Origin of the sequence: Bradyrhizobium guangxiense, from assembly GCF_004114915.1 — a bacterium.
GTDB classification, from domain to species: domain Bacteria; phylum Pseudomonadota; class Alphaproteobacteria; order Rhizobiales; family Xanthobacteraceae; genus Bradyrhizobium; species Bradyrhizobium guangxiense.
Genome location: NZ_CP022219.1, coordinates 4,544,254 through 4,568,009 on the forward strand (window position 1 = coordinate 4,544,254; position 23,756 = coordinate 4,568,009).

A 23,756-nucleotide genomic window follows, 5' to 3' on the forward strand; every position below is an offset into this window, starting at 1 on the left:
AGGCCGGCGGCGCGATCAGGAATACTGCATCACGCCGTCGTCGATCCGGCCGAAGCGCAACGAGACGATGTCGAGCGCGTAGTTCTGGTACAGCCGCCACGGCCGCTTAGAGCCCTGCTTAGGCATTTTGGCGACCGAGCGCTGCACATAGCCCGAGGTGAAATCGAGCGACGGCTGCGCGGTGATCTCGGGGTCGTCATTGTGCGGCATGCATTGGCGGAAATTGTGCCGGTCCATGTAGTTGATGAGCCGGCACACATATTCGCAGGTGAGGTCGCATTTCAGCGTCCAGGACGCATTGGTGTAGCCGAAGGCCGAGGCCATGTTCGGCACGTCGGCATACATCATTCCCTTGTAGGTCAGCGTGTTGGCGAAATCGACAGTGCGGCCGTCGACGCGGACCTCGAGACCGCCGACCACCTGAAGCACCAGCCCTGTTGCCGTCACGATGATGTCGGCCGAGAGCTCCCGGCCGTGCTTCAGGCGGATGCCGTCATGCGTGAAGGTGTCGATCTCGCTGGTGACGACGCTGGCGCGCTGCTCGCGGATTGCCTTGAACAGGTCGCCGTCGGGCACCAGGCACAGCCGCTGATCCCAGGGATTGTAGCGCGGCGTGAAATGGGTCGCCACGTCATAGTCCGGACCGAGCGCCATCTGGACGCCCTTGAGGATGAGGTCCTTCACCTTCGCTGGCCGACGTCGGCTGAGCTGGAAGAAGAACATCCCCCACATCACGTTGCGCCAGCGGATCAGATGATAGGCCAGCCGCGCCGGCAGGTTGCGGCGCAATTTGTTGGCGACGGGATCCTGCGCCGGCCGCGACACCACATAGGTCGGCGAGCGCTGCAGCATGGTGACCTGCGCCGCCTTCTTGGCGAGCTCCGGCACCAGCGTCACCGCGGTCGCGCCCGAGCCGATCACGACGACGCGTTTTCCCGCATAGTCGATGTCCTCGGTCCATTTCTGCGGATGCACGATGCGGCCTGCGAAATCACCGGCGCCCTTGAACTCCGGCGTGTAGCCCGCCTCATATTTGTAATAGCCCGAGCACATGAACAGGAAATTGCAGGTGAAGCGCACCAGCTCGGTCGCGCCCTCGCCCGTGATGCGCTCGGCCTCGACCGTCCAGCGCGCATCCGGCGTCGACCACGCCGCGCGCTTGACGCGATGGCGGAAACGGATGTGCCTATCGATGCCATTCTCGCTGGCGGTCTCGCGCACATAATTCAGTATCTGCGGCCCGTCCGCGATCGCCTTCGGGTCGGTCCACGGCTTGAAGGAATAGCCGAGCGTGAACATGTCGCTGTCGGAGCGGATGCCGGGATAGCGAAACAGGTCCCAGGTGCCGCCGATGCAGTCGCGTCCCTCCAGGATGACGTAGCTCTTGGTCGGACACCTGGTCTGCAGATGATAGCCCGCACCGACGCCGGACAGGCCGGCACCGACGATCAGCACGTCGAAATGTTCTTGTTGCATGGTTTCCTCCGCCAGGACGGATTGTCCGCCCGCCGCTGCTGGCCGTCAATCGGCAATCGGGCGGGCAGCAACCGTAAAGCGAGTTGAATTCCATGTGCCGAAACAACGAAGCCCCGGATCGCTCCGGGGCTTCGCGTCGATGGTCGATCGGACCGGCGGATCAGTAGCGGTAGTGGTCGCTCTTGTACGGGCCTTCCTGCTTCACGCCGATGTAGTCGGCCTGGTCCTTGCGCAGCTCGGTGAGCTTGACGCCGATCTTGGCGAGGTGCAGGCGGGCGACCTTCTCGTCGAGCGTCTTCGGCAGCACGTAGACCTTCTTCTCGTACTTGCCGTCCTTGTTGTTGGCGAACAGCTCGATCTGCGCCAGTGTCTGGTTGGTGAAGGACGCCGACATCACGAAGGACGGGTGGCCCATCGCATTGCCGAGGTTCACGAGGCGGCCCTCCGACAGCATGATGATGCGGTGCTTGTCGGGGAATTCGATCTCATCCACCTGCGGCTTGATGTTGGTCCACTTCAGATTGCGCAGCGCGGCGATCTGGATCTCGTTGTCGAAGTGGCCGATGTTGCAGACGATGGCGCGATCCTTCATCGCGCGCATGTGCTCGATGGTGATGATGTCCTTGTTGCCAGTGGCGGTGACGAAGATGTCGGCGCGGGGCGCGGCGTCTTCCATGGTCACGACCTCGTAGCCTTCCATCGCGGCCTGCAGCGCGCAGATCGGATCGACCTCCGACACCATGACGCGGCAGCCGGCCTGGCGCAGCGAGGCGGCCGAGCCCTTGCCGACGTCGCCGAAGCCGGCGACCATCGCGACCTTGCCGGACAGCATCACGTCGGTGCCGCGGCGGATGCCGTCGACCAGCGATTCACGGCAGCCATAGAGGTTGTCGAACTTCGACTTGGTGACGCTGTCGTTGACGTTGATGGCCGGCCACAGCAGCGTGCCTGCCTTCTGCATGTCGTAGAGACGATGCACGCCCGTCGTGGTCTCCTCGGAAACGCCCTTGATGCTCTTGGCGATCCCGGCGAAGTAGCCCTTCGGCTTCTCCTTGAGCTGCTTCTTCAGAAGCGCGAAGAAGACTTCCTCTTCCTCGGAGCCGGGCTTGTCCAGGAAGGCGGCGTCGCCGTTCTCGGCGCGAAGGCCGAGATGGACGTACATGGTGGCGTCACCACCGTCGTCGAGGATCATGTTCGGGTGACCGCCGCCGTGCCAGTCGAACAGCTTTGCGGTGTAGTCCCAGTACTCGGTCAGCGTCTCGCCCTTGACGGCAAAGACGGGAATGCCGGCGGCCGCGATCGCGGCGGCAGCGTGATCCTGCGTCGAATAAATGTTGCAGGAGACCCAGCGGATGTCGGCGCCGAGCGCGGCCAGCGTCTCGATCAGCACGCCGGTCTGGATCGTCATGTGCAGCGAGCCGGCGATGCGGGCGCCCTTCAGCGGCTGCTTCGGGCCGTACTCCTCGCGGGTGGCCATCAGGCCGGGCATCTCGGTCTCGGCCAGCGAGAGCTCCTTGCGGCCGAAATCGGCGAGCGAAATGTCCTTGACGATGTAATCGGTGAAGCCGGGCTTCGCGTTCATGAGAGGTTCCTGTTTGTTTGGCTCGTCATTCCGAGGCGCTCGTGAAACCAGCGAACCCGGAATCGGCAAGGTGCGAAATTCCGGGTTCGCCGCGGTTGCGGCGCCCCGGAACGACGCAAGTGAATCAGAGCGCGCGCTTGAGCTGCTCGACGAGGTCGGTCTTCTCCCAGGAGAAGCCGCCCTCATTGTCGGGCGTGCGACCGAAATGGCCGTAGGCCGCGGTGCGCGCGTAGATCGGGCGGTTGAGGTCGAGATGGGTGCGGATGCCGCGGGGCGTCAGATCCATCGCCTGCGCCGCCGCCTTCTCGAGCTCCTCCTCCGGCACCTTACCGGTTCCGTGGGTGTCGATGTAGATCGACAGCGGACGCGCCACGCCGATGGCGTAGGCGAGCTGCAGCGTGCAGCGGTCGGCCAGACCGGCGGCAACGATGTTCTTGGCGACGTAGCGCGCGGCATAGGCCGCCGAACGGTCGACCTTGGTCGGATCCTTGCCGGAGAACGCGCCGCCGCCATGCGGGGCCGCACCGCCATAGGTGTCGACGATGATCTTACGGCCGGTCAGGCCGGAGTCGCCGTCGGGACCACCGATGAAGAACTTGCCGGTCGGGTTGATGTGCCAGATCGTCTTCGACGTGATCCAGTCCTTCGGCAGCGCCTCGCGAACATAAGGCTCGACGATGTCGCGAATCTGCTTGGACGAGATGTCCTCGATCAGATGCTGGTGGGAGACCACGATCTCGCGCACGCCGACCGGCTTGCCGTTCTCGTACTGCACGGTGACCTGGCTCTTGGAGTCCGGACCGAGCACCTTCTCCTTTCCGGAGTGACGCGCTTCGGAGATCAGACGCAGGATCTTGTGGGCATAGAAGATCGGCGCCGGCATCAGATCGGGCGTCTCGTTGGTGGCATAACCGAACATGATGCCCTGGTCGCCCGCACCCTCTTCCTTGACCTCTCCCGGCTGCAGCGCATCGACGCCCTGGGCGATGTCGGCCGACTGCGGATGCAAGAGGATCTCGATGTCGCAGGTCTTCCAGTGGAAGCCTTCCTGCTCGTAGCCGATGTCCTTGATCGCGCCGCGGACGACGCCCTCGATCTGCTCGTTGGTGACCGACTTCGGACCACGGGTCTCGCCGGCGATCACCACCTTGTTGGTGGTCGCGAGCGTCTCGCAGGCAGCGCGGATCTGCCAGGGGTCGATGCCGGCCTTCGGCCCTTCGCGGTAGAACAGATCGACGATCTCGTCGGAGATCCGGTCACAGACCTTGTCCGGGTGCCCTTCGGACACGGACTCGCTGGTGAAGAGATAGGACGCGCGCATCAGTAACCCCTTGTTCCGCCGCTAGCCGGCGGGCGTTTGCGATGTTTACTTTTGATGATGTCAATCACGCCGACGCGAGATGACGTAGGATTCGTCGAGAAACCAGAGCCCATTGTACTTTCGCAGCACGTCCCTGGCGGCATCCAGAGTGCGGCCGTTTTGAGTCATTTCTATCAACCGGTCGTCCTCAATCTGAGCGACATACACCGCCGCATTCCACGCTGCAAAGGCCGTCGAGGTTCCGATCGTCCCGGTTACCTCGTTGGGCAGCGCTTCCATATCATACCTGAAGATCGAGCGGTTATCTGCATAGGCGTTAAAATTTAAGTCGCGGCCCACCGAACCGAGTTCATACTTAACGGCGCGCAATAGCTCATGACGGCTCACCGCGAAAGGATTTTCTCCAGGCCAGATCGCCTGGATCATTTCCATGCCCGGATCCTGCCCATGGGAGTGAATACCGATCAAGCGCCCGCCCGGCCGAAGCGCGCGCGCCAGGGGGGCGATGATCCGCTTGGCGCGGAAGTTGACCGAGGACAGGGCGCGGTAGGGCTGGGACGCGATGACGAGGTCGAAATTGGCTTCGGTCTGGCCCGGCCGCGGAATGGTCGCATCCAGCAGGAACCTTTGGTCCTCGCGATACAGCACCAGAACCACCGGCCGCTCATACAGCGGCATGGCGGTGCGCGGGCTGATCGCGGCGCGCCAGTTCTGCTCCAGGAACGGCCGAAGCCCTGCGATCTGCTGCTCGAACTCGCCCGACGAGGCGCCCCGCAGCGGGACCTCGTGCCAGACGGTCGCAGCCGCCGCCGCTGGCGATGCCGGCGTGAGCCAGGGCGCCTCCGAGTAGAACATGTTGGTGAAGACAAACACCGACGCCGGATGCTCGAAAATGCGATCCGGCACCTTCTCCAGCGTCAGGCGCAAATCCTCCAGGCTGAGCTCCTTGCCGGCGACGTAGAACGGCATGTGCGGAAAGCGCTGGTGCGTCGCGCGCAGCACCCGCGCCAGCACCGTGCCGTCGCCGACGCCGGCGTCGAACATGCGCAGGGCAGGCGGGCGCGGATGGATCGAGGCGAGCTCCAGCGCGACCCTGTCGGCGATCACCCGCTTCTCGCTGCAGGTGTGGACGAACAGCAGGTATTTCTGGCGGTTCTCGAAGAAGCGGAAATTGCCGCGCGGATCGCGCTTCTCGGGCGGCACCTGAAGCCCCCGCGGCGGCGGCACGCCGCCGGCCATCGAGGCCGCCATATAGGCCTGGATCCGCTCCAGCGTGTCGATGGTGATGCGCTTGCCCTCGCGCAGGCGGTGCACCAGCTTCCCATCGTTCACCGCGCGCCGACCGAACGTCGATTCCGCCATGTCCGCCTTGCGGCAGAACTCCGTGATCTGGCTCAGGATTTCGTCATTCTTCATGAGTGGGACGCAGTGGGCAGGACGGGTGGGACTGCCCCTCGTAGCAAAATCTGCCCACCAAGGGAATAGCGGATCGAGGCATCTCCTCCGCCATTCGTGCCACCACCGGCCGTGAACCCTTCCACTCTGCCGGGCAACAAACAGGCGCTCTTCCTCCGATGGGGACCATCGCCATGCGCCGCCTGTTCGTCGCGCTCAGTCTGCTCGCCGCAACCCTGTGGTCCGCGCCCGCGCTGGCGCAGGCCCGCAATCAGCTTGGGCCGCTCTGCACCACCGATACGACGCCGGCGGACAAGATGATCGATGCCTGCAACAAGATCATCGCGTTGAAGGTGTTTCGAGGCGAGCAGCTGGCGACGATCCATTTCTGGCGCGCAGTGGGCTGGAACAAGAAGGGCGACTATTCGAAGGTCATCGCTGATGCCACCGAAGCGATCCGGCTGCAGCCGAGCCAGGCGGCCTACAATCTCAGGGGGTCGGCCTATTACGACAAGGGCGAGTACGAGATCGCGATCAGCGATTTCGACGACGCGCTGAAGCTCGGGCCGCCCAGCGGCACCATCTTCCACAACCGGGGCAACGCCTGGCGCGGCAAGCAAGACTACGCCAAGGCCATTGCCGACTACGACATGGCGATCAAGGCCGATCCGAAATCGGCATTCTCGTTCCAGAATCGCGGCCTCTCGAAAGAGGCACTCGGCGATCTCGACGGCGCGCTCTCCGACATCAACCAGGCGATCCGGCTCGATCCCTCGCTGCCGCAGCCGCTGATCAACCGCACCGCGATCTGGCGCGCCAGGGGCGATCTCGATCGCGCCATCGCCGACGGCACCGAGGCGATCCGCCTCGCCAAGGACAAGCCGCCGGTCAACATCATGACGCCGCCGAACAGCGTGCTGATCTCCGGCTACATCCATCGCGCGCTCGCCTATGAGGCCAAGGGCGACTATGCGCACGCAACTGACGATTACAGGGCGACGCTGGCCATCACGGCGTCGGATGCCGGCAGCAAGGCCAATCAGGCCACCGCCAGGGTGCGGTTGTCGCTGGTAACGGAGCCGGCCGCGCCGCCCCCGCGCGATGCGCCCTCACCGACGACGCAGCCGACCTCCGCCCCTGCTCCGCAGCAGACCGGCGCGACGCCCGCGCCCTCGCCTGCTCCGGCCATTCGCGGCACGCGCATGGCGCTGGTGGTCGGCAACGGCGCCTACGCGCATGTCAAGGCGCTGCCCAATCCGGCCAACGATGCGCGCGCCGTCGCCAAGAGCCTGCGCGACATCGGCTTCACCGTCGCCGAGGGCATCGATCTCGATCGTGCCGCGATGCAGAGAATGACGCGCGAGTTCTTGCGCGAGGCGGCGCGGGCGCAGATTGCCGTGGTCTATTATGCCGGCCATGGCGTGCAGGTGGACGGCCGCAACTATCTCATTCCCGTCGACGTCGAGCTCAAGCCGGGCACGGCCATGACCGCGGCGATGATCGACATGGACACGATCATGGCCGGGCTCGACGACCAGGTTCGCACCAACATCCTGATCTTCGATGCCTGCCGCAACAATCCAATGGCGCAGCAGGTCGCATCCGCCGGCACCAATCGCGCCATTGAAGGCGCCTCCGGTCTCGCGGCACCGACGAGCCTCGGTAGCGGCGCGACGCTGGGCGCCGGCACGCTGATCGCCTTCGCAACCGCGCCAGGGCAGGTCGCACTCGACGGGGAAGGCGCGAACTCGCCGTTCTCCGCCGCCCTCTCCCGCCATATCGGCACGCCGGGGCTGGAAGTGCAGCAGATGCTGACGCGGGTGCGGGCGGAAGTGGTGTCGAGCACCAAGAACAAGCAGGTGCCGTGGTCGAATTCCTCGCTGCTGGGCGAGGTCTACCTGGCGGAGAAGTGACGACGCGTTTACGGCTCGTCATCCCGGGATGGTGCGCAAGCACCAGACCCGGGATCTCGAGATTCCGGTTTCGATGCTTCGCATCGCCCCGGAATGACACTTGACCTCAATTGCCCCACACTTCCTTCGCGATCTCGACGGCAAGGCTGAGCTTGGCCCACTGCTCTTCCTCGGAGAGGATGTTGCCCTCCTCCGTCGAAGCAAAGCCGCATTGCGGGGAGAGCGCGAGCTGCTCCAGCGGTGCGAACTTGGCGGCTTCCTCCAGACGGCGCTTGATGTCGTCCTTCTTCTCCAGCTCGCCGAACTTCGAGGTGATGACGCCGACCACGACGACCTTGTTGCCCTTGGGCAGGAAGCGCAGCGGCTCGAAGCCGCCGGCGCGGTCGCTGTCGTATTCGAGGAAGTAGCCGTCGTAATTGGTGCCGGCGAGCATGGTTTCGGCAACGGGCTCGTAGCCGCCCGAAGAAATCCAGGTCGAGCGGAAATTGCCGCGGCAGACATGGGTCGTCACCACCATGTCGGCGGGCTTCTCGGCCAGCGCGTAGTTGATGATGCGCGCATAGATCTGCTGGAGACCGTCCGGATTGTCGCCGCGCTCGCGCGCCTTCTGCAATTCGTCCTGCGAGCAGAGATAGGCCCAAACCGTGTCGTCGAACTGGAGATAGCGACAGCCGGCGTCGTAGAACGCCTTCACCGCCTTGCGATAGGTCTTGCCGAGGTCCTCGTAGAACGCCTCAAGATCAGGATAGACGTCCTTGGAGATCGACTTGCGGCCGCCGCGGAAGTGCAGCACCGCCGGCGAGGGAATCGTCATCTTGGCGGTGACATGAGCCTGGTCGGCGTACTTCTTCAGGAAGCGGAAGTGGTCGAGCATCGGGTGGTCGGCGGGGAAGTCGAGCTTGTCGATCACCCGCACAGCATCGTGACGGGTCTGCACGCCCGCGAACTGGATGCCGGTGTCGGGGTGGAACAGCTCGCAGCCGGTGAGCTTGGCCAGGAAGTCGAAGTGCCACCAGGAGCGGCGGAATTCGCCGTCGGTCGCGAGCTTCAGGCCGATCGAGGCCTGCTTGTGCACGACCTTCTCGATCTCCATGTCCTCGATCTTGCGTAGATCGTCGGCTGAGATCTCGCCCTTCTCGAGCCGGTTGCGGGCTTCCTTGATTTTGGCAGGTCGCAGGAGGCTGCCGACCTCGTCGGCGCGGAAGGGGGCTTTGGTTCGCTGCATTTGTTACTCCCGAGGATATTTTCTATAGCGTTTTCAAGCGAAGCGGCGACCGGTTCGCGCGAAGAAAACGCGTCGGACAAGTTAGTGGGCCGCCGCCCCTGCGACGCCGAGGTGCCGCTCCAGGACCGAGGGGTCGGCCTTCAGCGCGGAGCTCGGGGCGTCGTGGACGATCGTTCCGCGCTCCAATATCACAACCCGATCGGCAAGCCCCAGAATCTTTTGGGCATTCTGCTCGACGATGATCGAGCAGATACCCCCTGCCCGGGTGATGGTCCCGATCGCCTTCAAGAGCTCCTCGACGATGATGGGGGCCAGACCCTCGGTCGGCTCGTCCAGCAGCAAGACCTTCGGGTTGAGGGTCAGCGCGCGGCCGATCGCCAGCATCTGCTGCTCGCCGCCGGAGAGCTGGTTACCAAAGTTGCTCCGCCGCTCCTTCAGCCGCGGGAACATTTCGTAGACCTTCTCGACCGTCCAGGGGCCCGGCTGGGCCACCGCGGTCATGTTTTCCTCGACCGTGAGCGAGCGGAAGATGTTGCGCTCCTGCGGTACCCAGCCGATGCCAGCGCGGGCGCGCTGGTCGGGCCGCAGCGGGGTGACGTCGGTGCCGGCGAGCGCGACCGAGCCGGAGAAGCGGCGGGGGACGCCGACAATGGAGTTGATCAGCGTGGTCTTGCCGGTGCCGTTGCGCCCCAGCAGCGCCAGCACCTGCCCCTCGGCGAGGCGCAAGGACATGTTGGGCAGCACCACCGCTTCGCCATAACCGGCGCGAAGCGAATCGATCGCGAGCAGGTCAGACATTGACCGCCTCCTCGCCGAGATAGACCGCCTTGACCTGTGGATCGCGCGCGACCTGCTCGGGCGGACCTTCGGTCAGCAGCGCGCCCGAGACCAGCACCGAGATGTGATCTGCAAAGGAGAAGACGAGGTCCATGTCATGCTCGATCAGCAGCACCGTGACGTCACGCGGCAGGCTGCCTACGACGGCGAGGATGTCGTGACGTTCGCTTTCGGGCACGCCGGCGGCAGGCTCGTCGAGCAGCAGCACGCGCGGCTTGGCCGCGATCGCGACGGCGATCTCGAGCAGGCGCTGCTTGCCGTAAGGCAGCGTCACGGTCTGCTCGTTCATGACGTCGAGCAGGTGGAAGCGCGAGAGCAGATCGGCGATCTCGCCATTGACGTCACTGCGCGTGCCCATCCGCCGCCACCAGTCGCCGCCATGGCCGAGACGTTCGGAGACGGCAAGGCCGATGGTCTCCAGCGGCGTCAGGTCGGGATAGAGCTGGTTGATCTGGAAGGTGCGCGACAGGCCACGCAACACGCGCTTGTGCACGGGTAGATCGGTGATGTCCTGGCCTTCGAGCAGGATGCGGCCCGAATTCGGCTTGAGCACGCCGGTGAGCTGGTTGATGACCGTGGTCTTGCCGGCGCCGTTCGGGCCGATCAGCGCGTGGCGGGCGCCCTGCTCGACCTTGAGCGAGAGATCACGGGTGACGCGCAGGCCGCCGAACTGCTTTTCGAGATTCCGGGTTTCGAGCGCTATGGTCACGCGTCGCCCTCCGGTACGGCAACGACGGCCTTGCGTCCGGCAACCTGCCTGATCACCAGGTTGGGAACGTACAGCACCCAGCGGTGCAGGCGCTGGCGACCGATCAGCACGATCACGACCAGCACGAGGCCGATCCAGAACTGCCAGTATTGCGGGGTGATGGTGGAGAACAATTCCTGGAGCAGGCGAAACACCACCGCACCCATCAGCCCGCCATAGAGATAGCCGGTGCCGCCGATCACCAGCACCAGCATCAGATCCGCCGAACGTTCGAAAGCGAAGACGTCGAGCGAGGCGATCGCGGTGGTCTGGGTGAACAGCGCGCCTGCGATGCCGGCATAGAGAGCCGCGAGCGTGTAGATGGCGATCAGCCGGCGGTTGACGGGAATGCCGATCGCAGCGGCGCGCAGCGGATTGTTCTTGATCGCACGCAGCGACAGGCCGAACGGCGAATGCACGACGCGGCGGGCGAACAGGAACAAGAGGAACAGGACAGTCAGCGAATAGAAGAAGCCGGCCTTGCCGAACAAGTCGAAGGGGATCACGCCGAAGATCGGCTGCATCTCGATGCCCTGCAGACCGTCGGTGCCGCCCGTGATGTTGGAGAAGCGCTCGGCCAGCGCCTCCAGCAGCAGCGCGATGCCGAGTGTCACCATCAGGCGCGTCAGGTCGACGCCGCGGATCACCAGGAAGCTGGTGGCAAAGCCGAGCACCATCGCGGCAAGGCCAGCGGCGATCAGCGCCAGCACGGGCTCGTTGATGATGCCGTGAAGCGCAAGAAGCCCCGCGGCATAGGCGCCGACGCCGAAGAACGCCGCATGGCCGAGCGAGACGATGCCGGCATAGCCGAGGATCAGATCGAGCGACATCGCGAACAGCGCGAGCCGCAGGATATCGGTCATGATCAGATAGCGATTGGGAAAGGCGAAGCCACAGGCCAGCACGATCAGCCAGAAGACGACTTCACCGTAGTGCCAGCGCGCCTGGCGCTGGGCGTGATAACCGACGTCGGACGAAGCGCTCATCGGCGAACTCAACGCGCGGCCGTGCGGCCGAACAGGCCGTTCGGGCGCCAGATCAGGATCACGATCATCATGGTGTAGATCACGAAAGGGCCCATCTTCGGCACGTAATACTTGCCGGCGACGTCGCCGATGCCGAGCAGCAGCGAGGCCAGAAACGGGCCTGTGATCGAGGAGGAGCCACCGACGGTGACCACGATCAGGAAGTAGATCATGAACTTCAGCGGGAAATACGGATCGAGGCCAAGGATCTCCGCGCTCAGTGCACCGCCGAGACCGGCAAGCCCGCAGCCAAAGGCAAAGGTGAAGGCGAACACCTGCGGCACGTTGATGCCGAGGCCGCTCGCCGCGCGCGGATCATCGACGGCGGCGCGCAACCGGCTGCCGAAGCGGGTCTTGGCCAGCACCATCTGCAGACCGATGGTGAGCAGGCCACAGATCACGATGATCATCAACCGGTAGCGGCCGATGCCGACGCCGAGCACGTCGAACTGACCCTGCAGCGCGGCAGGCAGGTTGATGAACACCCGCGAGGACCCCTGGATATAGTCGACGGCCGCAACCGACATGAAGGTCAGCCCGATGGTGAACAGCACCTGGTCGAGATGGCTGCGCGTATAGAGGTGGCGGTAAAGCGTCCGTTCGAGCGCGATGCCGATCGCCGCAGACGAAACGAAGGCGAGCGGCAGTGCGGCGAAGAACGGCCAGCCCATCCGGTTCACCAGCACCATGCAGACATAGCCGCCGGCCATGGCGAAGGCGCCATGGGCGAGATTGACGAAGTTCATCAGGCCAAGCGTGACCGCGAGCCCGCAGGCGAGCACGAACAGCAGCATGCCGTAGGCAACGCCATCGAACAGGTTGGTGAGGATCGCGGTCATCGTCTCAGCTTGGAGTTATCGTCATGGCCGGGCTTGTCCCGGCCATCCACGTTCTTGTCTAGGCCTTCTTTTCCCGGCTTTGCGTGGAAGCCCGGGACAAGTCCGGGCATGACGCGGAGCAAGGGGCATGAGATCCCGGGTTCGCGCTAAGCGGGCCCGGGGATGACGCGCTTTCGCGCGTCACTTCTTGGTCTTGCCGAGATCCTTGACGGCCTCGAAGGTCGCGAACTCGACGTTGTAGAGCTCGCCGTCGACCTTCTCGACCTTGCGGATGTAGATGTTCTGCACGATGTCGCGGGTCTCGGGGTCGATCGAGATCGGGCCGCGCGGACTCTCCCACTTCTGGCCCTTCATCGCTTCGACCAGCTTGGTCCCGTCGGTGTCGCCGCCCGTCTTCTTCAGCGCTTCGTAGATCAGGTGAATGCCGTCATAGCCGCTCACCGCCATGAAGCCCGGACGATTGCCGAACGCCTTCTTGTAGGCTGCGACGAAATCCTTGTTCATCTGCGAGGGATGCGCCGCGGAATAGAGATGCGCGGTGACCGTGCCGAGCACCGCGTCGCCCATGTTGTTGAGCAGGTCGTCGTCGGTGACGTCGCCCGGCCCGATCACCTTTATGCCGGCCTTGTCCAGGCCACGCTCGGCATATTGCTTCATAAAGTTGCCGCCCTGGCCGGCCGGCACGAACACGAAGATCGCGTCGGGCTTGGCGTCCTTCATGCGCTGCAGGAACGGTGCGAAGTCGGGGTTGGCAAGCGGAGTCTTGACCTCTTCGACCACCTCGCCGCCGCCCGCGGTGAAATTCTGCTTGAAGAAATTGAGGGCGTCATTGCCCGGCGCATAGTCCGAGGTCAACGTCGCCACCTTCTTGATGCCGTTCTTCACCGCCCAGTCGCCGATGATGGTCGAGGACTGTGCCAGCGTGAAGCTGGTGCGCACGATATAGGGCGAGCGCTCGGTGATAATGGAGGTGCCGGCCGCCATCACGACTTCCGGGATCTTGGCTTGCGTTGCAAGCGGCGCGGCTGCGAGCGCAGCCGGTGTCACGCCGAAGCCGGCAATGAAGTTGACCTTGTCGTTGACGATCAGCTCTTGCGCGGCGGTCTTGGTCTTGTCCGGGATCGCGGCATCGTCCTTGACGATGATCTCGATCTTCTTGCCGGCGACCGTGTCGCCCTTCTGCTGCATGTAGAGCTTGACCGCGTTCTCGATCTGCTTGCCGGTCGAGGCCTGACCGCCCGTCATCGGCAGGATCAGGCCGACCTTGACGCTGTCCGTGGCCTTGGCTGGCGCAAGACCCGCAAGGCCCGCGATGGCCGCGACGGCAGCCGCCCGAGATGCCTTATGAGACAGTTGCTTGCGTTCGAACATCAGATGTCCCTCCCCTTCATTCCTGACTCTTGTGCCCTGGACCGAGTGCCCGGTCCTTGCCTCAACCTTAGCTCACGCGCGAGCGATTATCGCGCGCCACATGGGCGTCTTTCGCGCCCTCCTTGTCAATCGGACGTTTGGCGAGCTTTCGGCACAAGCAAAACGTTCCGAGGCTGACCGACCGGAAGCGGCGCGGCAATTACGTCAAGGTGACCCCGAGCCAACGCGACGGCGGCCGCTCCATTTGTACGAATGTACAAAGAAAATGGACTTGTCAACGAAACCCCCGGCCGCCGGCCACGCCATGGTGTCGCGAGCCAAGCATTGCAGTTTAGAAACGACGGAGATCACGAGGATGGAGGATTTCGTCTTTCCCTTGCAGAATTTGTACATCGGCGCGCCTTGGCCGGCCGCCTCTTGGTAATAAATTACCTACCTCGAATAAGTCTATTTTACCTTGTTGAAGGCTACCGTTCTTCCCGCCCGCCCCGGGGGCTGGCGTCCAATGACCGAATGCGTGCGCGCCAACACAATGTCCCAAAATTTTCGTTTCGCCCTCCTCGTCCTTGCGCTCGCCGCAGGGCTGTCCGGCTGCGGGACGGTCAACGAGAAGCTTTCCGCCGGCATGGGCGACTACGTCCCGCAATGGGCTGGCGGCCTGCCGGCCGACGCTCCGCCGCGCCCGGGCACCCCGCAATACGATGCCTATATGAAGGAACGCGAACGCAAACGGTTGATGCCGGCGACCGATCGCGAGAAGGAAGAGCAGGCGCAGAAGGGGACGACGGGGACGAATTCGGCTGGCCCGGTGCGTTAAGGGAGCGAATGGCGAATAGGGAGTGGTGAATATAGCAACCCCTTTTATTCGCTACTCGCCACTCACTCTTCGCTAATCCACGAACACCACGGTCTTGCGGCCGTTGAGGATGACGCGGTCGTCGAGATGGTAGCGGATCGCGCGGGCGAGCACGCGGCGTTCGATGTCGCGGCCCTTGCGGACGAGATCTTCCGGCGTGTCGCGATGGCTGATGCGCTCGACGTCCTGGTCGATGATCGGGCCCTCGTCGAGATCACGCGTGACGTAATGCGCCGTGGCGCCGATCAGCTTGACGCCACGCTCATGGGCCTGGTGATAGGGCTTTGCGCCCTTGAAGCCCGGCAGGAACGAGTGGTGGATGTTGATACAGCGCCCCGAAAGCTTTGCCGACAAATCGTCCGACAGGATCTGCATGTAACGGGCGAGCACGACGAGATCCGTCCCAGTCTTGGCGACGAGGTCGAGGATCTGTGCCTCTTGCTCGCGCTTGGTCTCCTTGGTGACCGGCAGATGGTGGAACGGGATGCCGCCGAAATCGAGCCCGGCATAGACCTCGCGCGGATGGTTCGAGACGATCGCAGTCGGAACCATCGGCAATTCGCCGGTGCGCCAGCGATAGAGGATATCGACCAGGCAGTGGTCGGACTTCGACACCAGCAGCATCACCTTGCGATGTGCCGCCCGGTCGCGCATCTGCCATTCCATGCCGAACCGCTCGGCGATCGCGGCGAAACCGGTCTGCAGCGCCGACAGTTCCACGGCGAGATCGGCCGCGGTGAACACCACCCGCATGAAGAACTTGTTGGTCTCGATGTCGTCGAACTGCTGGGCATCGAGGATGTTCTGCCCGTTATGCGCGAGGAACGTCGACACCGCCGAGACGATGCCGGGGCGATCCGGACAGGACAGGGTCAGAACATATTGATGGTCGGGCATGTTGATGAACGGCTTGGCTCTGATGAAGGTTTGTGCAGCGGAACTGTCCGTGATTTGCGCCCTGCTCTAGCACCGACCCCGCCCTTGCGCCAATCCCAACCGCGGAGTCAGGATGAACGGACGATTGCGAATTCTCACCGGAGCATCCCCATGGCCGACCGCTTGAACGGCTACCGCATCCTGATCCTGGAAACGCGCGAGGAAGCGCAGTTCTCCAAGCTTCTGGCCGAGCAAGGCGCCGACGTCGTGCAGTGCCCGATGTTTACCATTCACGATGCGCCGGACCCGGCCCCGGTCGAGGCCTGGATCCGCCGCGCCATCGAGAAGTCCCTCGATGACCTCGTGCTGATGACCGGTGAAGGCCTGCGGCGGATCATGAAGCTCGCCGGCGCCCGTGGGCTCGACGCCGCCCTTGTCGCAGCGCTCGCCAAGACCCGGAAATTCACCCGCGGCCCCAAGCCCGGCAAGGCGCTGCGCGAGGTCGGTCTGGAAGCGCAGCAGACCACGGAGAAACCGACCACCGAAGGCGTGATCGAGATGCTGGGTAGGCTCGATCTGAAGGGCCGCCGCCTTGGCCTGCAGCTCTATCCGGACAAGGACCACAGCACCCTGACCGGCGCGCTTGCGGCACAAGGTGCCGAGGTCGACACCGTGCTGCCCTACGTCTACGACTCCAAGGCGGCGGATGCCAATATCGTCGCCGCCGTCGACGACATGGCCGCGGGGCGGATCGACGCCCTCGCGCTCACCAATCTCGGCCAGGTGCGCCGCCTGATCGAGGCCGCGAAGGCGCATGGCAGCGAGGCCAAGCTGCGCGCCGGCCTCGAACAGACGCTGATTGCGTCGGTCGGCCCGGCGGTCTCCGGTGAGCTCGCCGCGCATGGCCTGCGCACCGATGTCTCGCCGGCCGAAGACGCCTATTTCATGCGCCCGCTGATCTCGGCGATGGCTGCGGCTCTCGCAGAGCGGAAGCCGGCCGCGACCGCCAGATAGGAGCTGAGCGCGGGAGCGGCATGCGGCGGCTCCGATTGACACGCGCGTCGTCGGCCCTAGCTTGCCCGAAATGAAAAGAAACCACACGGGCAGGGAATCGCCGTGACACGAGCCATCGCGCCTTGAGCACGGGCGCACGACCTTCGGCGCTCGCGCCGTTCCGCATCCGCAACTATCGCTTCCAATGGCCATCCGATCTGCTCACCTCCTGGGCGTTCGAGGTGGAGACGCTCGTGCTCGGCTGGGACATCATGGTCGAGACCGGATCGGTGCTGCTGCTCACCGTGCTTGCCTCGCTCCAGTTCGTCGGGACATTGGTCGCGCCGGTGTTCGGCATGATCGGCGACCGCATGGGCCATCGCGATCTGCTGGTCGTGATGCGTCTTGCCTACACGGCGCTCTCGTCGACCATCATGGCTCTGGCACTGACCGGACATCTGTCGCCGCTCAGTGTCATGATCATCGTCGCGGTCATGGGTCTGATTCGCCCCTCCGATCTCGGCGTCCGGGGCGCGCTGCTCGCCGAGATCATGCCGGCCGAGCAGCTGGTGGGCGCCATCAGCGTTGCGCGCACGACCCAGGACAGCGCGCGCATCGCCGGAGCGTTGACGGGCGCCGGGCTGTTCGCCGTCCTCGGCATTGGCCTCGTTTATGTGGCGATCGCCTGTCTCTACCTCACGGCCGCACTTCTCATGCTTTGCCTGACCCGGCCGAAAAGGACCGTCACCACCAGCGATCTTCCGGCGAACAGCCACGCCGTTTCGAGATTGCTGGGCGACTTGAAGGAAGGGATCGTCTACGCCTGGAATGGCCCGGGAATGCGCGCGGCGCTATGCGTCGCCTTCCTGGCCAATCTTACCGCATTTCCCTTCACCGGCGGACTGCTGCCATATATCGCCAGGGAGATCTTTCAGACCGATCAGACCGGCCTCGGGTATCTCTCGGCGAGCTTCGCCGTCGGCTCGCTGACCGGCTCCATCACGCTCAGCCTCGTCAGCGGACTGCGCATTGCCCGGCTTCTGATCGGCGCGACGCTCGCCTGGTACGCCATGCTGCTGGTGTTCGTCGAGGTCAGGACCATGCCGGTGGCAATGGCCTGCCTCGTGCTCGCCGGCATCGCCCAGAGCATGTCGATGATCTCGGCAGCCGTGATCCTGATGCGCACGGCGAGCGCACATCTGCGCGGCCGCGTGATGGGCGTGCGCATGATGGTGATCTATGGCCTGCCGCTCGGGCTCCTGGCGGCCGGCAGCATGATCGACGTCATTGGCTATACCGCGACGGGCTCGCTCTATGCCGCCGCAGGCTTGATCGCGATGCTGGCGATCGCGATCCGTTGGCGAGCCGACCTCTGGCGGGTCCACGCGCCCGCCAATGCGCGATAACGAGACTTCTAATCCCCGTAGCCGCGCAGCCGCTCGACATCGAGGATAGTGACCCCGCCATATTCCAGTCGCAGCAGTCCCTCCTTCTCCAACCGGTTCAGCGCACGGTTGGCGTTCTGCCGGGACATGCCGGAGAGTGCGCCGATCTCCTCCTGGGTGATCTCCAGATGCGCGGTCGATTCCGGATAGAGGATCGGGTTGAACAGTGAGGCAATGCTGCGAGCGAGGCGCGCGGTCGCGTCCAGTGTGCGGTTGACCTCGAGCATGCCGATGAACTGACCGAGTCGCTCGTTGAGCTGGCGCACCAGAAAGCGGTTGAAGCCGACGCTGTTCTCGAACAGCCACATGAAGGCGCTGCGTTCCATCAGCGCGACTCGGCTGTCGCGGAGCGCGACCACGTCATAACGGCGCGGCTCGTTCTTGAGCACGCTGCCCTCGCCGAACCAGGCCCCTGCCGTCAACCCGGCAAGGCTGGTCTCCTTGCCGTCGCGCGATACCCCGCCCATGCGGGCAAGGCCGCTCACCATGCCGGCCCAATAGGCAAACGTGTCACCGCGCATGAATACGGTCTCGCCGGTGCCGTAGGACCGCTCCGTGATTCCGGCACGCGCGACCTCGATCTCAGCTTGCGTGAGCTCGCGCGACCAGGCGGCGACGCGCTTCAGATGATCTTCTGCAATCATGATCTCGCGGCCAGCCGCACCGTTTGGTCACTCCGCCTTCTGTTGCATTGCAACATGATGATTTCGACCGCCATCCGACGAAAGATGGAGGCCGCTGCCGCCCCGCAAACTTTGTCGCAGAATTGTCAGCCGGGAGACATTTCAAAATAGCGCTTTCCCCTATTGAGGACCACCTTGGGCGATGCGGCTTTTGATCCCTGACGGGAACGAGAGTGGCGGCTCCGGTCGAGACCATCTGCTGCATGGCCTCGCCGGTACGGCCGTACTAGGATCGCTGGCAGGAACGGACGAAGAGCGCAGCCAAAAAGCGCCATCACCGGGAGGGATTCGTTTGGTGGCTACCAGTCTCGAAGTGCGCGGCGTGTCCTTGCGATTCGGCGGCGTCCGTGCGCTGACCGACGTCAGCTTCGCCATCAAGGACGGCGAGCTGTTCTCGATCATCGGTCCCAATGGCGCCGGCAAGACCTCGATCGTGAACTGTATTTCCGGTCGCTACAAGCCGACCGAGGGCCAGCTGTTCTATGGGGAGCGCGACATCACCGGCCTGACGCCGAATGCGCGGGCCTCGCTCGGCATCGGCCGCACCTTCCAGAACCTGGCGCTGTTCCACCACATGAGCGTGCTCGACAACATCATGGTCGGCCGCCATCACCTCCTCAAGAACAACTTCCTCACCGGCTCGCTGTACTGGCTCACCGGCGCGCGCAAGGAGGAGCTCGAGCACCGCCGCAAGGTCGAGGAGATCATCGACTTCCTCGACCTCCAGTCGGTGCGGAAAGCGCAGGCCGGCACACTCTCCTACGGGCTGCGCAAGCGCGTCGAGCTCGCCCGCGCCATGGCGCTGGAGCCGCGCCTCATCCTCCTCGACGAGCCGATGGCCGGCATGAACTTCGAGGAGAAGGAAGACATGGCGCGCTACATCGTCGATCTCAACGAGGAGTTCGGGATGACGGTGGTGATGATCGAGCACGACATGGGCGTGGTGATGGACATCTCCCACCGCGTCATGGTGCTGGATTTCGGCAAGAAGATCGCCGAAGGCGATCCGGCGGCGGTGCTCGCCGATCCCCATGTCAAGCGTGCCTATCTGGGTGAGGAAGACGAGGTGCTGGTCGATCCCGACGACAAGCCCGTTGCTCCGGAGTGCGCGGCATGATGGATTACTCAGGCCGCGTCGCGCAGGCCGACACCTATCCGAAGATGCTCCGGCTCAACGCGAAGGAGCACGGCAACGAGATCGCATTGCGCGAAAAGGATCTCGGACTGTGGCGGCTGTTCACGTGGAACGACTACCAGGCCCGCGTGCGCGACTTCGCCCTCGGTCTCGTCGAAATGGGCCTCGGCCGCGGCGACGTCATCGGCATCATCGGCGACAATCGGCCGGACTGGGTGGCGGCGGAAGTGGCGACGCACGCCATCGGCGGCCTCAGCCTCGGACTATATCGCGACGTGCTCGACGAGGAGGCCTCCTATCTCCTCAACTATGGCGAGGCGCAGCTCGTCTTCGCCGAGGACGAGGAGCAGGTCGACAAGCTGCTCGCCCTCGCCGAGCGCGCGCCGAAGCTGAAGCACATCATCTATTCCGATCCGCGCGGGATGCGGAAATACGACGATCCCAGGCTGATGTCGGCCGAAAAGTTTGCCGAGCTCGGCCGGGCACGTGCCACGCGCGAGCCGGAGCTCTACGACAAGCTCGTCGATGCCACCAAGGGCGAGGACGTCGCGATCCTCTGCACCACGTCGGGCACCACGTCCCATCCCAAGCTCGCGATGCTCGCCGCCGGCCGCGTGCTCGGCCACTGCGCGACCTATCTCGCCTTCGATCCGAAGGGACCGGACGACGAATATGTCTCGGTGCTGCCGCTGCCCTGGATCATGGAGCAGGTCTACGTGCTCGGCAAAGGCCTCTTGTGCCGGATGAAGATCAACTTCGTCGAAGAGCCCGATACCATGATGAACGATCTGCGCGAGATCGCGCCGACCTTCGTCCTGTTCGCCCCTCGCGTCTGGGAATCCATCGCCGCCGATGTCCGCGCCAAGGTGATGGACGCAACGCCCTTCAAGCAGCGCCTGTTCGATATCGGCATGAAGAACGGCCTCGCCGCCCTCGAACAGGGCAAGCGGTCCGGCTTTGCCGATGCCATCCTGTTCCGCGCGCTCCGCGACCGCCTCGGCTTTACCCGGCTGCGTTCAGCCGCCACCGGCGGCGCGGCGCTCGGGCCTGACACCTTCAAGTTCTTCCAGGCCATGGGCGTGCCGTTGCGCACGCTGTACGGCCAGACCGAGCTGTTAGGCGCCTATACGCTGCATCCCGAGGGCAAGGTCGATCCTGACACCACCGGCGTGCCGATGGCCGACAATGTCGAGATCCGCATCGACAATCCCGACGTCCATGGCGTCGGCGAAATCGTGGTGCGGCACCCCAACATGTTTCTGGGCTACTACAAGAACCCGGAAGCGAGTGTCGCCGACATCAAAGACGGCTGGATGTTGTCGGGCGATGCCGGCTATTTCAACGCCAACAGCCAGCTCGTCGTGATCGACCGCATCAAGGACCTCGCCGAGACCTCGCGCGGCGAGCGCTTCTCGCCGCAATTCATCGAGAACAAGCTGAAATTCTCGCCCTATATCGCCGAAGCCGTGGTGCTGGGCGCCGGCCGCGACGCGCTCGCGGCGATGATCTGCATCCGCTACTCCATCATCTCCAAATGGGCGGAGAAGAACCGCCTCTCCTTCACGACCTACAGCGATCTCGCCTCGCGGCCCGAAGTCTACGCGCTGCTGCAGAAGGAGGTCGAGACCGTCAACGCCACGCTGCCGCCGGCGCAGCGCATCTCGCGCTTCCTGCTGCTCTACAAGGAGCTCGACGCCGACGACGGCGAGCTCACCCGGACGCGAAAGGTACGCCGCGGCGTCATCAACGAGAAATACGCCGGCATCATCGACGCCATCTACCGCGGTGATTCCGACATCCCCGTCGACACCGTGATCCGCTTCCAGGACGGCACCACGCAGCGGGTGCGAACGACGCTGCGCGTGGTGGACCTCGGCGGACATGGCCACATGGCGGAGGCTGCGGAGTGACACAAATAGTCGTCATGCGCGGGCTTGCCCCGCGCATCCATCCTCTTCCGAACAATCTTCCTTCCGCATCGATGGATTGCCGGGTCAAGCCCGGCAATGACGAGCCGAGCCACCCAACATGAACACCGCCTTTCTCATCCAGCTCCTGGTCAACGGTCTCGTGGTCGGCACGCTCTATGGCGTGGTCGCGATGTCGTTCGTGCTGATCTACAAGGCGACACAGGTCGTCAACTTCGCGCAAGGCGAGCTGCTGCTGGTCGGCGCCTGGGTGTGCTGGGCCTTGCTTGCGAAATACCAGGTGCCGTTCTGGATCGGCATGCCGATCACGCTGGTCTTCATGTTCGTGTTCGGCATCGCGGTGCAGGTGCTGATCCTGCGGCCGATGATCGGCGAGCCGATCATCTCGGTGATCATGGTGACGATCGGTCTCTCCACCGTGCTGCAGGCGACGCTGAAATGGATGTTCGGGGTCAATCCGCAGCCGTTCCCGCGCGTGTTCGAGAGCCAGTCGGTCAGCCTGTTCGGACTGCAGATCCAGACCGTCTACGTCATGAGCCTCGTGGTGTCGGTCGCCATGATGGTCGGCATGGCCTGGTTCTTCCGTGCCTCCAAATACGGTCTTGCGATGCGCGCCACCGCGTTCAACCAGCAGGTCGCGCAGTCGCTCGGCATTTCCGTGAAGAGCGTGTTCGCGATGGCCTGGGCGATCTCGGCGACGGTGTCGGCGGTCGCGGGTGTCGTCGTCGCGGTCGTGAACGGCGTGTCTTCGGGCCTTGCCGCCTACGGCATCAAGGTGTTTCCGGCGGCGATCCTGGGCGGGCTCGACTCCGTCGGCGGCGCCGTGCTCGGGGGCATCATCATCGGACTGCTCGAGAACGTCGCGCAATATGTCGACAGCGAGTACCTGCACTGGGGCAATCTCTACGAGATCGCGCCGTTCTACGTCCTCATCATCGTGCTGATGATCAAGCCCTACGGCCTGTTCGGCACCCACGACATCGAACGGATCTGACCCATGGCCGGCCCTGCCCTCATTCCTGCTGGTGATTTCCGCACCTCCTATGCGGCCGACACCACGATCTCCCCGACGACGACGAGCCGCAACTTCGCCATTGCAGGCGTAGCGCTGCTGTGCCTCGCGCCGCAATTCTTCAGCGGCTACTGGCTCAGCATCCTGATCCAGATCGGCATCTTCTCGATCGCGGCGCTCGGCCTCAATATCCTGGTCGGCTTCACCGGCCAGATCTCGATCGGGCATGCCGCTTTCTTCCTGCTCGGCGCTTTCACCTCGGCCTACATCTCCAACAACGCGCCGATCCCCGTGTTCTTCGCAATCCCGCTCGCTGGCGTCATCACCGCGCTGGTCGGCCTGATCTTCGGCATCCCGGCGGCGCGGCTGAAGGGACTCTATCTCGTCATCGCGACGCTGGCCGCGCAATACATCCTGCTCGACTTCTTCTCCCGCGCCGAATGGTTTTCCGGCGGCTCGGTGCCGGCGAGCGCGGAGCCGTTTTCGATCTTCGGCTACACGCTGCGGGGCGACCGGCAATATTTCTACGTCGTGCTGGCTTACGTGCTCTTGAGCTACATCCTTGTCACCAATCTGATGCGCACCCGCGACGGCCGCGCGCTGGTGGCGATCCGCGACCATTATCTCTCCGCCGAGATCATGGGCATCAACCTGACGAAATACCGCACGCTGTCGTTCGGGCTCGCCGCCTTCTTCGCCGGCATCGCCGGCGCGCTTTACGCGCACTATCAGCTCGTGGTGTCGCAGGAGGGCTTCGGCATCGAGCGCTCGATCCTATTCCTGGCCATGATCATCATCGGCGGCACCGGCTCGATCATGGGCACGCTGATGGGCACCGCCTTCGTGGTGCTGCTGCCGGAATCCATGGAATTCATCAGCCTGTACCTGAAGGGCGGCGCAATCGACAAGGCGCTCTCCCTCAACACCAACATCACCTTCCTGCGCGAGATCGCGATCGGGGTGATCATCATCGCATTCCTGATGTTCGAGCCTGACGGGCTCGCGCATCGCTGGCGGCAGATCAAGGCATACTGGAAACTCTACCCGTTCTCGCATTGAGCGCGGGCAACTTCACTTAAACAATAAACAGGAGGAA

20 protein-coding genes are annotated in these 23,756 nt (G+C 64.1%); 8 read left to right on the forward strand and 12 right to left on the reverse strand.

Annotation, left to right across the window (positions count from 1 at the left end):
* Positions 1-15: 15 nt before the first annotated feature.
* The 4 genes from X268_RS21800 to X268_RS21815 all read right to left on the reverse strand — a co-directional run bounded on the left by X268_RS21800 (position 16) and on the right by X268_RS21815 (position 5,795).
* Positions 16-1,476, reverse strand: a complete 1,461-nt coding sequence (locus X268_RS21800; RefSeq protein WP_128926820.1) for a flavin-containing monooxygenase — start codon at positions 1,474-1,476, stop codon at positions 16-18.
* 160 nt (positions 1,477-1,636) lie between these two features.
* Entirely contained in the window at positions 1,637-3,058 is a 1,422-nt protein-coding gene (gene ahcY / locus X268_RS21805; protein WP_092300482.1) for an adenosylhomocysteinase, read from the reverse strand.
* 124 nt (positions 3,059-3,182) lie between these two features.
* Positions 3,183-4,379, reverse strand: coding sequence for a methionine adenosyltransferase (gene metK / locus X268_RS21810; RefSeq protein WP_128926821.1), 1,197 nt, complete (start codon positions 4,377-4,379; stop codon positions 3,183-3,185).
* Between the two features lie 60 nt (positions 4,380-4,439).
* Positions 4,440-5,795: a hypothetical protein gene (locus tag X268_RS21815; protein ID WP_128926822.1), complete on the reverse strand. Its 1,356-nt coding sequence runs from the start codon at positions 5,793-5,795 to the stop codon at positions 4,440-4,442.
* 173 nt (positions 5,796-5,968) lie between these two features.
* Here X268_RS21815 and X268_RS21820 point away from each other — a divergent pair, with 173 nt between their 5' ends.
* The gene (locus X268_RS21820) at positions 5,969-7,687 is read left to right on the forward strand and encodes a caspase family protein (protein ID WP_128926823.1); all 1,719 of its coding nucleotides are present in this window, start codon (positions 5,969-5,971) and stop codon (positions 7,685-7,687) included.
* Between the two features lie 106 nt (positions 7,688-7,793).
* Here X268_RS21820 and X268_RS21825 read toward each other — a convergent pair whose 3' ends face one another.
* From X268_RS21825 to X268_RS21850, 6 genes are all read right to left on the reverse strand, one after another.
* Complete coding sequence (locus X268_RS21825; RefSeq protein WP_128926824.1) at positions 7,794-8,912, reverse strand: cobalamin-independent methionine synthase II family protein; 1,119 nt, start codon at positions 8,910-8,912, stop codon at positions 7,794-7,796.
* An 81-nt stretch (positions 8,913-8,993) separates the two neighbouring features.
* Positions 8,994-9,710, reverse strand: a complete 717-nt coding sequence (locus tag X268_RS21830; protein WP_128926825.1) for an ABC transporter ATP-binding protein — start codon at positions 9,708-9,710, stop codon at positions 8,994-8,996.
* A complete protein-coding gene (locus tag X268_RS21835; RefSeq protein WP_128926826.1) occupies positions 9,703-10,458 on the reverse strand; it encodes an ABC transporter ATP-binding protein in 756 nt (251 codons plus the stop codon). The genes X268_RS21830 and X268_RS21835 overlap by 8 nt, the downstream gene beginning before the upstream one ends.
* On the reverse strand, positions 10,455-11,483 hold the full coding sequence (locus X268_RS21840; protein WP_128926827.1) for a branched-chain amino acid ABC transporter permease: 1,029 nt from the start codon (positions 11,481-11,483) through the stop codon (positions 10,455-10,457). Before X268_RS21840 ends, X268_RS21835 begins: the two co-directional genes overlap by 4 nt.
* A gap of 8 nt (positions 11,484-11,491) precedes the next feature.
* Positions 11,492-12,361, reverse strand: coding sequence for a branched-chain amino acid ABC transporter permease (locus X268_RS21845; protein ID WP_128926828.1), 870 nt, complete (start codon positions 12,359-12,361; stop codon positions 11,492-11,494).
* Between the two features lie 180 nt (positions 12,362-12,541).
* Complete coding sequence (locus X268_RS21850) at positions 12,542-13,732, reverse strand: ABC transporter substrate-binding protein (protein ID WP_128926829.1); 1,191 nt, start codon at positions 13,730-13,732, stop codon at positions 12,542-12,544.
* A 532-nt stretch (positions 13,733-14,264) separates the two neighbouring features.
* On the opposite strand from X268_RS21850, the gene X268_RS21855 reads away from it, so the two are divergent.
* Positions 14,265-14,549, forward strand: coding sequence for a hypothetical protein (locus X268_RS21855; RefSeq protein ID WP_128926830.1), 285 nt, complete (start codon positions 14,265-14,267; stop codon positions 14,547-14,549).
* A 72-nt stretch (positions 14,550-14,621) separates the two neighbouring features.
* Here X268_RS21855 and purU read toward each other — a convergent pair whose 3' ends face one another.
* A complete protein-coding gene (gene purU / locus X268_RS21860; protein WP_128926831.1) occupies positions 14,622-15,485 on the reverse strand; it encodes a formyltetrahydrofolate deformylase in 864 nt (287 codons plus the stop codon).
* A 150-nt stretch (positions 15,486-15,635) separates the two neighbouring features.
* Here purU and X268_RS21865 point away from each other — a divergent pair, with 150 nt between their 5' ends.
* Positions 15,636-16,478 (forward strand): uroporphyrinogen-III synthase, encoded by an 843-nt coding sequence (locus X268_RS21865; RefSeq protein ID WP_128926832.1) that lies wholly within the window; start codon positions 15,636-15,638, stop codon positions 16,476-16,478.
* A 122-nt stretch (positions 16,479-16,600) separates the two neighbouring features.
* Positions 16,601-17,863, forward strand: coding sequence for an MFS transporter (locus X268_RS21870; RefSeq protein ID WP_128926833.1), 1,263 nt, complete (start codon positions 16,601-16,603; stop codon positions 17,861-17,863).
* A gap of 8 nt (positions 17,864-17,871) precedes the next feature.
* On the opposite strand, the gene X268_RS21875 is transcribed toward X268_RS21870, so the two are convergent.
* The gene (locus tag X268_RS21875) at positions 17,872-18,546 is read right to left on the reverse strand and encodes a Crp/Fnr family transcriptional regulator (protein WP_128926834.1); all 675 of its coding nucleotides are present in this window, start codon (positions 18,544-18,546) and stop codon (positions 17,872-17,874) included.
* A gap of 334 nt (positions 18,547-18,880) precedes the next feature.
* Between X268_RS21875 and X268_RS21880 the strand changes: the two genes are divergently transcribed.
* The 4 genes from X268_RS21880 (at position 18,881) to X268_RS21900 (ending at position 23,719) form a co-directional block, all read left to right on the forward strand.
* Positions 18,881-19,702 (forward strand): ABC transporter ATP-binding protein, encoded by an 822-nt coding sequence (locus X268_RS21880; protein ID WP_128926835.1) that lies wholly within the window; start codon positions 18,881-18,883, stop codon positions 19,700-19,702.
* A complete protein-coding gene (locus tag X268_RS21885; RefSeq protein WP_128926836.1) occupies positions 19,699-21,630 on the forward strand; it encodes a long-chain fatty acid--CoA ligase in 1,932 nt (643 codons plus the stop codon). The genes X268_RS21880 and X268_RS21885 overlap by 4 nt, the downstream gene beginning before the upstream one ends.
* A gap of 118 nt (positions 21,631-21,748) precedes the next feature.
* Positions 21,749-22,642, forward strand: coding sequence for a branched-chain amino acid ABC transporter permease (locus X268_RS21895; protein ID WP_128926838.1), 894 nt, complete (start codon positions 21,749-21,751; stop codon positions 22,640-22,642).
* A 3-nt stretch (positions 22,643-22,645) separates the two neighbouring features.
* Positions 22,646-23,719, forward strand: a complete 1,074-nt coding sequence (locus tag X268_RS21900) for a branched-chain amino acid ABC transporter permease (protein ID WP_128926839.1) — start codon at positions 22,646-22,648, stop codon at positions 23,717-23,719.
* The last annotated feature ends 37 nt before the right edge of the window (positions 23,720-23,756 follow it).